This window comes from Methylorubrum podarium, assembly GCF_022179745.1.
GTDB classification, from domain to species: Bacteria; Pseudomonadota; Alphaproteobacteria; order Rhizobiales; family Beijerinckiaceae; genus Methylobacterium; species Methylobacterium podarium.
On record NZ_BPRD01000369.1, the window covers coordinates 1 to 10,971 of the forward strand.

The window sequence follows — 10,971 nt, forward strand, 5'->3', positions numbered from 1 at the left end:
CGCCGCCTGCGCCGCTTCGCCCGCGCGCAGCGCCGCGACATGCCGCGCGCCGAGGCCCTGTTCTGGGAGCAGGTGCGCGGCGGCCGGTTTCGCGGTGCCAAGTTCAAGCGTCAGGTGCCGATCGCGCTGTTCATCGCCGACTTCTTTTGTGCATCGGCCAAGCTGGTCGTGGAGATCGACGGTCCGGTGCATGAGACGGACGACCGCCGGCGGCGCGACGAAGCCCGCGATACTTGGCTGACCGCCCAGGGCTTCCTCGTCCTGCGCTTCTCGACGGATCTGGTTCTCAGCAATCTCGGTGCGGTGATGGACGCGATCGGCGCGGCCATCGAGGACCGGGGTTTCCCCTCTCCGCCTCGCATCCGCGAGGCACCCTCCCCCGCAGAGGGGGGAGGGTTTTTCCAAATGCGCCTCAGCTCGCCTTCGTCTTCGCCGGAGCCTTCTTCGCTGCCGGCTTGGCCGCGGCCTTCGTCGTCTTGCGCGCGGCCTGCTTCTTGCCCTCCGCCCCGTCCGCCTTCGTCGTCGTGCGGGCGCGGGCCGCCGTCTTGCGGACCGGCTTCTTGCCGCCGCCCGAGGCGCGCTTGGCGTTGATGAGGTCGATCGCCTGCTCCAGCGTCAGGCTCTCGGCGGCCATCGTCTTCGGCAGCGTCGCGTTGACCGAGCCGTCGCTGACATAGGGACCGTACTTGCCCGCCTTGACCACGAGCGCGGCCCCGTCCGGGTGCTGGCCGACGGCGCGGCCGGGATCGGAGGAGGGACGCCCGCGCCCGCCGCCCTGCTCCTTGGCGACGATGAGGTCGATGGCGCGGTTGGCGCCGATCTCCAGCACATCGTCGTCCTTGCCGAGGTTGGCGTAGGTCTTCCCGTGCTGCACGTAGGGGCCGAAGCGGCCGAGATTGGCCAGGATCGGCTCGCCGGTCTCCGGATGCCGCGCCACCTCACGCGGCAGCGACAGCAGGCGCAGCGCGATCTCCAGGGTCACGCCGCCGGGGCTCAGGCCCTTCGGGAGCGAGGAGCGCTTCGGCTTCTCCGCCCCCTTCTCGGCACTCGCCTCGCCGAGCTGCACGAACGGCCCGAAGCGCCCGTCGCGCAGGGTGACGGGCAGGCCGGTGGCCGGATCGTCGCCGAGCACCCGCACGCCGGGCTGGCCGCCCTCGGCGGACGACCCGTCCCCCTCGCCCTCGACGCCGGAGGCCGAGAGCTGGCGGGTGTACTTGCACTCGGGGTAGTTCGAGCAGCCGATGAAGGCGCCGAACTTGCCGAGCTTGAGCGAGAGCTGGCCCGAGCCGCAGGTCGGGCAGGCGCGCGGATCGCCGCCATCCGCCTTCTCGGGGAAGATGTGCGGCCCGAGCAGGCCGTTGAGCGCCTCCAGCACCTCGGCGACGCGCAGCTCCTTGGTGCCGCCGATGGCCGCGGAGAAGTCGCGCCAGAAGTCGCGGAGCACGGCTCGCCAGTCGATCTCGGCGTTGGAGACGCGGTCGAGCTGCTCCTCCAGGCTCGCGGTGAAATCGTACTCGACGTAGCGCTTGAAGAAGCTCTCGAGGAAGCCGGTGACGAGCCGGCCCTTGTCCTCGGGCATCAGCCGCTTCTTCTCGATCTTGACGTATTCGCGGTCGCGCAGGGTCTGCAGGATCGCGGCGTAGGTCGAGGGCCGGCCGATGCCGAGCTCCTCCATCCGCTTGACGAGGCTCGCCTCGGAGTAGCGCGGCGGCGGCTCGGTGAAGTGCTGGGTCGAACTGACGCGCTCGCGCTTCAGCGGATCGCCCGCCTTCATCGCCGGCAGGCGCTTGGAATCCTCGTCCTCCTCGTCGTCCTTGCCCTCCTGGTAGAGGGCGAGGAAGCCGTCGAACTTCACGACCTGACCCGTCGCGCGCAGGTCGATCCGGCGCGGGCCGACGCTCGCGGTGACGTCGACGGTGGTGCGCTCCAGCTCGGCCGATTCCATCTGGCTCGCGATCGTGCGGGTCCAGATCAGGTCGTAGAGCCGGGCCTGCTCGGGTTCGAGGTAGCGGGCGACCTGCTTGGGCAGGCGGCTCATGTCGGTCGGGCGCACGGCCTCGTGCGCTTCCTGCGCGTTCTTGGCCTTCACCGAGTACTTCCGCGGCGCGTTCGGCACGTAGTCGTCGCCGAACTCGCGGCCGATCACCCGGCGGGCGTCCTGGATCGCCTCGGGCGCCATGTCGACGCCGTCGGTCCGCATGTAGGTGATGATGCCGACGGTCTCGCCGCCGACATCGACGCCCTCGTAGAGCCTCTGGGCGACCCGCATGGTCTGCGCCGGCGCCATCCCGAGCTTGCGCGAGGCTTCCTGCTGCAGGGTCGAGGTGGTGAAGGGCGGCTGCGGGTGGCGCTTGGCGGGCTTGGCCTCGACGCTCGCCACCTGGAAGGTCGCGAGTTCGAGGTCGCGCTTGAAGGCCGCCGCCTCCTCGGCGTTGCCGACGTCGAGGCGCTGGATGCGCTTGCCGTCGGCGCCGACGAGCCGGGCCTCGAACACGCCGCCGGTCTCGGTCGCGAGCGTCGCCACGATCGACCAGTACTCGCGGGGGCGGAAGCGCTCGATCTCCATCTCGCGCTCGACCACGAGGCGGAGCGCCACCGACTGCACCCGGCCGGCGGATTTGGCGCCGGGCAGCTTGCGCCAGAGCACCGGCGAGAGGTTGAAGCCGACGAGGTAATCCAGCGCCCGGCGCGCGAGATAGGCATCGACCAGCGCCTGGTCGATCTCGCGGGGCTTGCGCATCGCCGCATCGACGGAGGCCTTGGTGATGGCGTTGAAGGTCACCCGCTCGACCGGGATGCCCTTCAGCGCCTTGCGGGCGGAGAGCGCCTCGATCACGTGCCAGGAGATCGCCTCGCCCTCGCGATCCGGGTCGGTGGCGAGGATGAGCTTCTCGGCGCCCTTCACGGCGCGCGCGATCTCGGACACGCGCTTCGACCCGCGATCCTCCAACTCCCAGACCATGGCGAAGTCGGCCTCCGGATCGACCGAGCCGTCCTTGGCCGGCAGGTCGCGGATATGGCCGAAGGAGGCCAGAACCTCGTAATCGCGCCCCAGGTATTTGTTGATCGTCTTGGCCTTGGCCGGCGACTCGACGACGACGACTTTCATGAACCTCTGCCTCTCGCCAGAGCCTCACCGCGGGTACGGTTTTGGGGATGGCGCGGATAGCGTACCGGTCGGGGGCCGGACCTCGCGCCGCGCAGAAGTGGGTGAGCCGCGCGGCGTTGTCAAATCGGATGAAGGCGCCGGGCGCGGCCTCAGATCCCCGCGTACCACTCGTAGCCGCGGTCTTCCCAGTAGCCGCCCCCGCCCTCGCCGATGCCCTTCAGGCCCTCGGTCACCTCGATCCGCATGATATATTTCGCCTGCTTGTACCCGAGCTGGCGCTCAACCCGAAGGCGCAGGGGCGCGCCGTTCGAGACCGGCAGCGCCGCGCCGTTGAGGTCGTAGGCCAGGATCGTCTGCGGGTGGTAGGCGTCGGTGAGGTCGATGCTCTCGTAGTAGCGGATCGGCGTACCTTGACTCTCGTCACCCTCGGCGGCCGGCGCCTCCGCCCCGGCGGCCTGCGAATCGCTCGCCTGGTTCTCGGCGCCCTCCGGCCGCGACTGCATGCCGGGATTGGCGGTCTTGTCCGGCTCCGCCTCATCCTCTCCGCCGCCTTCCGCGTATTCCATCGTGTCGGCGCAGTGGAACACGACGTAGCGGGCATTCGGCTTCAGGCCGGCGCGCTGCAGCAGTTCCGAGAGCGGCACCCCGGTCCACTTTCCGATGGCGCTCCAGCCCTCCACGCAGTCGTGCCGGGTCGTCTGGGTGCGGGCCGGCAGCGCCCGCAGGTCGGCGAGGCTCAAGCTCTGCGGCCGCTCGACGAGGCCGTCGACGCGCAGCGTGAACCCCTCGAAGCGCTTGGCCGCCAGTGCCTTGTAGGCCCGGTCCGGCGGATCGATCGTGCCGTTCGGCTTGAACCAGGGCGAGATCTCCGAATCCGGAAATTCCTTGGCCAGCGAGGCGGGTGTCAGCAGCAGGCGCTGCACGAACATGTTGGCGTCCTCGCCGAGCTTCAGCGTGCGCTGGCCGGTGGGGCTCGCGGCGAAGCGGTCGCAGCCGCCCAGCGCCGAGACGCCGAGGAGTCCGGCGGCCGCCGTGAGGAAGCCCCGGCGATGGGGGCGAGGGATCTGTAGGCGGGGTCTCATCGAACCTCTCCCGGACCGGCGGGAAGCTTTTGGCGCTCGATCACGAACCAGCCGGTGATCATGCTGCGCATGTTGTTCCAGACGCCGGAGAGCAGAACCAGCAGGACGTGGACGATCACGAACAGCACCAGCAGGTTCGTGACGATGAAGTGGACCGTGCGGGCCGATTGCCGGCCGCCGAACAGGTCGGGCAGCGGCACCACCGCGTTGACGCCCGGCGACATCGACAGGCCGGTGAGCAGCATCAGCGGCAGCAGCACCGCCACCACGACGAGGTAGGTGAGCTTCTGCAGCACGTTGTAGCGCTTGGCCTCGTCGCCCTCCGGGAAATGCAGGGTCAGGTGCTCGCGGATCGAGGAACCGAAGCCGCGCATCTGGTCGCCGTCGGGGATGAGGCGGCGGCGCAGCTGGCCGGTGCCGATGCCGTAGATCAGGTAGATCAGCCCGTTGATGACGAAGGCCCAGGCGAACAGGAAGTGCCAGCGCCGGCCCGTGGCGAGATCCTGATGCGCCGGCAGGGTCGCCCAGGACGGGAAGGCCCGGCCCGCCTGCTGGCCGTTGAGGTTCGACAGGCCGAGCACGCCGGTGGTGTCGAAGCGGTGGCCGGCGACATACACGACGCCGCGGGGCGTGCCGTCGTCGCGCTGGTCGTCGGTGATGGCGACGAACGGCTTGTCGAAGGTCGAGGCCGAGCCCCAGTAGAGCGCCGGATGGGCGTTGAAGATCTGCAGGCCGCTCATCAGCAGGATGGCGAGGCAGACCACGTTGATCCAGTGCGCCAGCCGGATCACCAGCGGGTGGCGGAACATCCAGCGGCGCCGGACCGTCTCCACGATGTCCGGCCCCGAGAGCGTCGATCCTGCGGCCACGGCACGTCGTTCCCTGCTGAAGCCCTCCCGCCGCGATCCGGGCCCTGGGGCCGGATCAGGGGCGGTCGGCCCGGAAAGCCTTCGGTCGAGACGAAAAAAGGCCCGCCCGGTCTAACCGGGCGGGCCGAGGCTCGCCTAGATGGCGAGCCGGTCACAGTGGGGTTACAGGCCGGTCACATGCCGCCCGCGCCGGACTCCATGCCGGAGCCGGAATTCATGCGCTTCGAGCGCATCATCTTCTTGCTCTTCATGGGCTTTTTCATCTTCTTGGAGCTGCGCTTCATCGGGCGCTGCTCCTGGCCCATGTCGTCGCCCATCGCACCCTGCTGCATTTGGCCGCCCATCTGGCCACCCGGTTGTCCGCCCATGCCAGGCTCCATGCCGCCCCGCTGCATGCCCTGCGCATAGGCGCCCGACGAGAAGACGAGACCGAGCGAGAGCGCGCCGGCAGTCAGGAGAAGTCGCGTATTCATGGGCTTCCTTTCGTTTCCAGGCGAGCAAACGAAGGCGGACAACGGTCTTCGACATGCTCGAAACCCAACGGATGTTGGAAGAACGGAAGCGAAGCCGGTTCGTTCAAATTTTTCTCGATCACGGGCTCGCGATAACGAAGAAAATCTCTTCGCCGTGACAGGAGGAGAGGGATCTCCCTCGCGCTCACGCCTGCCATCGGGATCGATCGCGCCCGCGGCTTGCCGGGCTCGTTCCGGCCACCTATAGCCCTCGACCGACGCTATGATCGCCGCATGACCGCTCAGACCGCACCCGCCTTCCCGCACCGGCACCTGCTCGGCATCGAGGGCCTGAGCCGTCCGGACATCGAGTCGCTCCTGGAGCGCGCCGACGCCGCGGTCGCCCTGTCGCGGCAGGTCGAGAAGAAGCGCACCACCTTGCGGGGCCGCACCCAGATCAACCTGTTCTTCGAGCCCTCGACCCGGACGCAATCCTCGTTCGAACTCGCGGGCAAGCGGCTCGGCGCCGACGTGATGAACATGTCGGTGGCCTCGTCCTCGGTGAAGAAGGGCGAGACGCTGATCGACACCGCCGCGACCCTCAACGCCATGCGGCCCGACATCATCGTGGTGCGCCACCACTCCGCGGGCGCGGTGCATCTCCTGGCCCGCAAGGTCGATTGCGCGGTGGTGAACGCGGGCGACGGCGCCCACGAGCATCCGACTCAGGCCCTTCTCGACGCGCTGACCATCCGCCGCAACAAGGGCGGCATCGAGGGGCTGCAGGTCGCGATCTGCGGCGACGTCCTGCACTCGCGGGTGGCGCGCTCGAACATCATCCTGCTTCAGGCGCTCGGCGCCCGGGTGCGGGTGATCGGCCCGTCGACGCTGCTCCCCACCGGCATCGAGCGCTTCGGCGTCGAGGTCTTCACCGACATGCGCGCGGGGCTCAAGGGCTGCGACATCGTGATGATGCTGCGCCTCCAGCGCGAGCGCATGAACGGTTCCTTCGTCCCCTCGGTGAAGGAGTACTTTCGCTATTACGGCCTCGACGGCGACAAGCTGGCGCTGGCCAAGCCCGACGCGCTGGTGATGCATCCGGGTCCCATGAACCGCGGCGTCGAGATCGCCTCCGACATCGCCGACGGGGCGCAGTCGCTGATCCGCGAGCAGGTCGAGATGGGCGTCGCCGTGCGCATGGCCGTGCTGGAAGCCCTGGCGACCCACCTGCCGAACGGGTGAGGCTCAGCGCTTGACATGCCGCCCCGCGACTTCGAGCTTGATATCTTGGAGATCCGCCGTCGGCTGGAGCACGAGGGTTGGCGGCTGATCAAGTCGCGGGGCGGCAATCACGATGTCTACAAGCATCCCGACAAACCCCAGCATATCCCAATCTCGCGCGGACGCGGCGACCTGCCGCTCGGCACGGCCCGCAGCATCGCGCGTGCCGCCGGCTGGATTTGCTGAGGGATCTCAACGATGATTCACTATATCGGCATCTTGGAGAAGGAGCCGGGCACCCTGTGGGGTGTATGGTTCCCGGATCTGATCGGGTGCACGACGGCGGCCGACACGGCCGAGGCCGCACTCCGTCAGGCACCGGAAGTCTTGCGGCTCTACCTCGAATGCTTGGCCGAGGACGGCCTGACACCGCCGCCCGTACGCAGCCTCGATGTCCTGCGTGAAGATCCGGAGATCGCCGAGGCCTTGGCGGCGGGGCATGCCGCCGTCGTCGTCTCCGTTGACGAAGACGCTCTTCTCGACGAGCGGGCTCTCAGCGCCATCGACGCGGCGGCCCAGCGTCGGGGCCTCTCCCGTCAGCGCTTCATCCGCGAGGCCCTCATCGAGAAGGCGGCCGGTTAAGCCGTCCGCGCACGAACGGGAGAGCGTCCGATGCTCGGCCTCTGGTTCTGGTTGGAACATTGGTTTACCGACGTGCCCGGTCTCTGGACCCTCGGCGTTCGAGCGGTGGTGACGTTCTTCGTCCCCTTTCTGGCGATCTTTATCCTCGGTCTCGTCGCCGGCTTGAGCGGTGAGGTTGTTGCCTCACTCACAGCCATCCTCCAACTCGCGGTCTTCGCGTGGTTCGGTTGGATGGTCACGAAGCTCTCCCGTCGGCGGGCATGACCTCGATCGACCGGTCCGGTCGCGATTCGCGGAGAATTTGTCAGTCCCGATGACCGCCCCTCCGCTCCTCCTCTCCAACGCCCATCTCCTCGATCCGGCGACCGGCCGCGAGGGGCCCGGCGCCGTGCTCGTGCGCGACGGCCGCATCGCCGATGTCGCCTTCGGTGCCGCGCCCGGTGCGCCCGAGAATGCCCAAAAAATTGACTGCGGCGGGCTCACCCTCGCCCCCGGCCTGATCGACCTGCGCGCCTTCGTCGGCGAGCCGGGCGCCGAGCACCGCGAGACCCTGGCCTCGGCGAGCGCCGCCGCCGCCGCGGGCGGCGTGACGACCCTGGTCTGCATGCCCGACACCAACCCCGTCATCGACGGGCCGGCCATCGTCGATTTCGTGCTGCGCCGCGCCCGCGACACCGCGAGCGTCAACGTGCTGCCGGCCGCCGCCATCACCAAGGGGCTGGCGGGCCGCGAGATGACTGAGTTCGGCCTGCTGGCGGAAGCCGGGGCGGTGGCCTTCACCGACGGGCTCAAGGCCGTCACCAACGCGCAGGTGATGCGCCGCGCGCTCACCTATGCCCGCGATTTCGGCGCGCTGCTGATGCAGCATGTCGAGGAGCCGGACCTGGTCGGCGAGGGCGTGATGAACGAGGGCGAGATGGCCTCCCGCCTCGGCCTGCTCGGCATCCCGCGCGAGGCCGAGACGGTGATGCTGGAGCGCGACATCCGCCTCGTGCGCCTCACCGGCGGGCGCTACCACGCGGCGATGATCTCCTGCGCCGACTCGGTCGAGATCGTGCGGCGGGCGAAGGCGGCGGGCCTGCCGGTCACCTGTGGCGTCTCGGTCAACAACCTCGTCCTCAACGAGGGCGACATCGGCCACTACCGCACCTTCTGCAAGCTCTCGCCGCCGCTGCGCCGCGAGGACGACCGGCAGGCGGTGATCGCCGCGCTCAACGAGGGCGTGATCGACGTCATCGTCTCCGATCACAACCCGCAGGACGTCGAGACCAAGCGCCTGCCGTTCGCCGAGGCCGCCGACGGCGCGCTCGGCATCGAGACCCTGCTCGGCGCGAGCCTTCGCCTGCTCCATACCGGCGACGTGACGCTGAAGACGCTGCTCACGGCGCTGTCGGGCAACCCGGCTCGGCTGCTCGGCCGCGAGGCGGGCCGTCTCGAAAAGGGCGCCCCCGCCGACCTCGTGCTGATCGATCCCGATCTGCCCTACGTCCTCGACAAGCGTCAGCTGAAGTCCCGCTCCAAGAATTCGCCCTTCGACGAGGCGCGGCTCCAGGGCGCGGCGGTGCTGACGCTCGTCGGCGGCCGGATCGTCCACCGCTCCGACCTCTCGGCCGCCGCCGCATGACCACGCTCCTCGCGGCCGGCTGGCCGGCCCTCATCGCCGCCCTTGTGCTGGGCTATGCCTGCGGCGCGATCCCCTTCGGGCTGATCCTCACGAAGTTCGCGGGCCTCGGCGACGTGCGGGCGATCGGATCGGGCAATATCGGCGCGACCAACGTGCTGCGCACCGGCCGCAAGGGGCTCGCCGCCGCGACGCTCCTGTGCGACGCGCTCAAGGGGACGCTCCCGGTGCTCGTCGCGGCCCACTGGGGAGAGGGGCCGGCGCTCGCCGCCGGGCTCGGTGCCTTCCTCGGCCACCTCTTCCCGGTCTGGCTCGGCTTCAAGGGCGGCAAGGGCGTGGCGACCTTCATCGGCGTGCTGCTGGCCTTGAGCCCGCTGACGCTGCTCGCCTTCGCCGCGATCTGGCTCGGGCTGGCCTTCACCCTGAAATACTCCTCGCTCGCGGCGCTCGCCGCCTCGGCCGCGACGCCCCTCGTGCTGTGGGCGCTCGGACACGGAGCGGTTGCAGCGCTCTTCCTCGTGCTCGCGGCGCTGCTATGGTGGAAGCACGCGCCCAACATCCGCCGACTCGCCGCCGGCACCGAGGGCCGGATCGGGCAGAAGGGCTGAGGACGGCCCCTCCCGACAGGAGGGGGACCGATGCAGCTCACCGACGCGCAGCGCCTCGACTGGCTTCGGCTGATCCGCACCGACGGCGTCGGCCCGCGCACCTTCCGCGGCCTGATCAACCGCTTCGGCAGCGCGTCCGCCGCCCTCGATGCCCTGCCGGACCTGACCAAGCGCGCGGGCAAGCGCGCCGTGCCGCCCTCGAAGGCGGAGGCCGAGCGCGAGATGGCGGCGGCCGCGCGCCTCGGCGTGCGCTTCCTCGCCATGGGGGAGGCAGCCTACCCGAAGGCGCTGCACGCCACCGAGACCGCACCGCCGCTCATCGCGGTCCGCGGCGATCCCGCCGTGCTCCTGAAGGCGTCGGTGGCGATGGTCGGTTCGCGCAACGCCTCGACCGCCGGCCTCGCCTTCACCGAGCGGCTCGCCCGCGGCGTCGGCGAGGCCGGTCTCGTCGTGGTCTCGGGGCTGGCCCGTGGCATCGATGCCCGCGCCCACCGGGCCAGCCTCGCGACCGGCACCGTGGCGGTCCTCGCCGGCGGCCAGGACCGGATCTATCCGGACGAGCATGCCGGCCTCGTGGACGAGATCGTCGGCGCGGGCGGGGCGGTGGTCGCCGAGATGCCGATAGGCTGGGTGCCGCGCGGGCGCGACTTCCCCCGCCGCAACCGCATCATCTCGGGCCTCAGCCTCGGCACCGTGGTCGTGGAGGCCGCCCGCCGCTCGGGCTCGCTCATCACCGCCCGCTTCGCGCTGGAGCAGGGCCGCGAGGTCTTCGCCGTTCCCGGCTCGCCGCTCGACCCGCGGGCGGAGGGCACCAACGACCTGATCCGTCAGGGGGCGACGCTCGTCTCGGAGGTCGAACACGTCCTGTCCGTCCTCGCCCCCCTGATCGACGGGGGCGCGCCGGACGCGGACGGCCTGAACGATCGCCCGGAGACGTCGGCGACGCCCGATTACTGGGACGAGATCGATCTCGACGGCGCCCCGGCGACCGCCGTGCTGCCATCTCCCGACGCGCTGGAGGCGGACGGCTGTTTCCGCGAGCCCCGGGCCGAGCCCTGGGACGACCGCGCCCGGCTGATCGCCTGCCTCAGCCCCACCCCGGTCGGAACCGACGAACTCGCCCGCTCGTCCGGCCTGCCGGTTCGGATCGTGCAGACGACGCTGCTGGAACTCGAACTCGATGGCCGGATCGAGCGGCACGGCAGCGGAGCGGTGTCCTTGGCTTCGCGGGCATGAACCGAGCGGTTCGGCACGTGAGCGCGGACGAGGCGGCCCCTTGCCGCTCTCGGTCGCCGCTTCGTCCCGTTTTCGGTCGATCGCTTCGCACTTTGCCCACTTCCGTCATCGCGAGGCGGAGCCGAAGCGAT

Annotated in this window: 11 protein-coding genes and 1 pseudogene; 8 read left to right on the forward strand and 4 right to left on the reverse strand. The window is 70.0% G+C overall.

Annotation, left to right across the window (positions count from 1 at the left end):
* Positions 1-39: 39 nt before the first annotated feature.
* A pseudogene (locus tag MFF42_RS17990) lies at positions 40-270 on the forward strand (endonuclease domain-containing protein); the annotation flags it as partial.
* Between the two features lie 142 nt (positions 271-412).
* Here the strand turns inward: MFF42_RS17990 and topA are convergent.
* The 4 genes from topA to MFF42_RS18010 form a co-directional block, all read right to left on the reverse strand.
* On the reverse strand, positions 413-3,109 hold the full coding sequence (topA, locus tag MFF42_RS17995) for a type I DNA topoisomerase (protein WP_238256976.1): 2,697 nt from the start codon (positions 3,107-3,109) through the stop codon (positions 413-415).
* A gap of 149 nt (positions 3,110-3,258) precedes the next feature.
* Entirely contained in the window at positions 3,259-4,191 is a 933-nt protein-coding gene (locus MFF42_RS18000) for a molybdopterin-dependent oxidoreductase (RefSeq protein WP_238256977.1), read from the reverse strand.
* Positions 4,188-5,060 carry a cytochrome b/b6 domain-containing protein gene (locus MFF42_RS18005; RefSeq protein WP_238256978.1) on the reverse strand — a complete coding sequence of 291 codons (873 nt, stop codon included), beginning with the start codon at positions 5,058-5,060 and terminating at the stop codon, positions 4,188-4,190. The genes MFF42_RS18000 and MFF42_RS18005 overlap by 4 nt, the downstream gene beginning before the upstream one ends.
* A 173-nt stretch (positions 5,061-5,233) precedes the next feature.
* Positions 5,234-5,533, reverse strand: coding sequence for a hypothetical protein (locus MFF42_RS18010; protein ID WP_238256979.1), 300 nt, complete (start codon positions 5,531-5,533; stop codon positions 5,234-5,236).
* Positions 5,534-5,806: 273 nt separating this feature from the next.
* Between MFF42_RS18010 and MFF42_RS18015 the strand changes: the two genes are divergently transcribed.
* Genes MFF42_RS18015 through dprA form a run of 7 tightly spaced genes read left to right on the forward strand, consistent with a single transcriptional unit; the run spans position 5,807 to position 10,840 of the window.
* A complete protein-coding gene (locus MFF42_RS18015; RefSeq protein ID WP_238256980.1) occupies positions 5,807-6,754 on the forward strand; it encodes an aspartate carbamoyltransferase catalytic subunit in 948 nt (315 codons plus the stop codon).
* A gap of 15 nt (positions 6,755-6,769) precedes the next feature.
* The gene (locus MFF42_RS18020) at positions 6,770-6,979 is read left to right on the forward strand and encodes a type II toxin-antitoxin system HicA family toxin (protein ID WP_238256981.1); all 210 of its coding nucleotides are present in this window, start codon (positions 6,770-6,772) and stop codon (positions 6,977-6,979) included.
* A gap of 12 nt (positions 6,980-6,991) precedes the next feature.
* Positions 6,992-7,375: a type II toxin-antitoxin system HicB family antitoxin gene (locus MFF42_RS18025; RefSeq protein WP_238256982.1), complete on the forward strand. Its 384-nt coding sequence runs from the start codon at positions 6,992-6,994 to the stop codon at positions 7,373-7,375.
* 30 nt (positions 7,376-7,405) lie between these two features.
* Positions 7,406-7,639 carry a hypothetical protein gene (locus MFF42_RS18030; protein ID WP_238256983.1) on the forward strand — a complete coding sequence of 78 codons (234 nt, stop codon included), beginning with the start codon at positions 7,406-7,408 and terminating at the stop codon, positions 7,637-7,639.
* A gap of 49 nt (positions 7,640-7,688) precedes the next feature.
* Positions 7,689-8,999 (forward strand): dihydroorotase, encoded by a 1,311-nt coding sequence (locus MFF42_RS18035; RefSeq protein WP_238256984.1) that lies wholly within the window; start codon positions 7,689-7,691, stop codon positions 8,997-8,999.
* Positions 8,996-9,604 carry a glycerol-3-phosphate 1-O-acyltransferase PlsY gene (gene plsY / locus MFF42_RS18040; protein WP_238256985.1) on the forward strand — a complete coding sequence of 203 codons (609 nt, stop codon included), beginning with the start codon at positions 8,996-8,998 and terminating at the stop codon, positions 9,602-9,604. Before MFF42_RS18035 ends, plsY begins: the two co-directional genes overlap by 4 nt.
* A 30-nt stretch (positions 9,605-9,634) precedes the next feature.
* Entirely contained in the window at positions 9,635-10,840 is a 1,206-nt protein-coding gene (gene dprA, locus MFF42_RS18045; RefSeq protein WP_238256986.1) for a DNA-processing protein DprA, read from the forward strand.
* Positions 10,841-10,971 lie beyond the last annotated feature (131 nt).

What these genes read in the sequence shown, in the direction of transcription:
- topA (WP_238256976.1), bottom strand. Translation starts at nt 3,109, where the DNA reads ATGAAAGTCGTCGTCGTCGAGTCGCCGGCCAAGGCCAAGACGATCAAC.
- MFF42_RS18000 (WP_238256977.1), bottom strand. Translation starts at nt 4,191, where the DNA reads ATGAGACCCCGCCTACAGATCCCTCGCCCCCATCGCCGGGGCTTCCTC.
- MFF42_RS18010 (WP_238256979.1), bottom strand. Translation starts at nt 5,533, where the DNA reads ATGAATACGCGACTTCTCCTGACTGCCGGCGCGCTCTCGCTCGGTCTC.
- MFF42_RS18015 (WP_238256980.1), top strand. Translation starts at nt 5,807, where the DNA reads ATGACCGCTCAGACCGCACCCGCCTTCCCGCACCGGCACCTGCTCGGC.
- MFF42_RS18020 (WP_238256981.1), top strand. Translation starts at nt 6,770, where the DNA reads ATGCCGCCCCGCGACTTCGAGCTTGATATCTTGGAGATCCGCCGTCGG.
- MFF42_RS18025 (WP_238256982.1), top strand. Translation starts at nt 6,992, where the DNA reads ATGATTCACTATATCGGCATCTTGGAGAAGGAGCCGGGCACCCTGTGG.
- MFF42_RS18030 (WP_238256983.1), top strand. Translation starts at nt 7,406, where the DNA reads ATGCTCGGCCTCTGGTTCTGGTTGGAACATTGGTTTACCGACGTGCCC.
- MFF42_RS18035 (WP_238256984.1), top strand. Translation starts at nt 7,689, where the DNA reads ATGACCGCCCCTCCGCTCCTCCTCTCCAACGCCCATCTCCTCGATCCG.
- plsY (WP_238256985.1), top strand. Translation starts at nt 8,996, where the DNA reads ATGACCACGCTCCTCGCGGCCGGCTGGCCGGCCCTCATCGCCGCCCTT.
- dprA (WP_238256986.1), top strand. Translation starts at nt 9,635, where the DNA reads ATGCAGCTCACCGACGCGCAGCGCCTCGACTGGCTTCGGCTGATCCGC.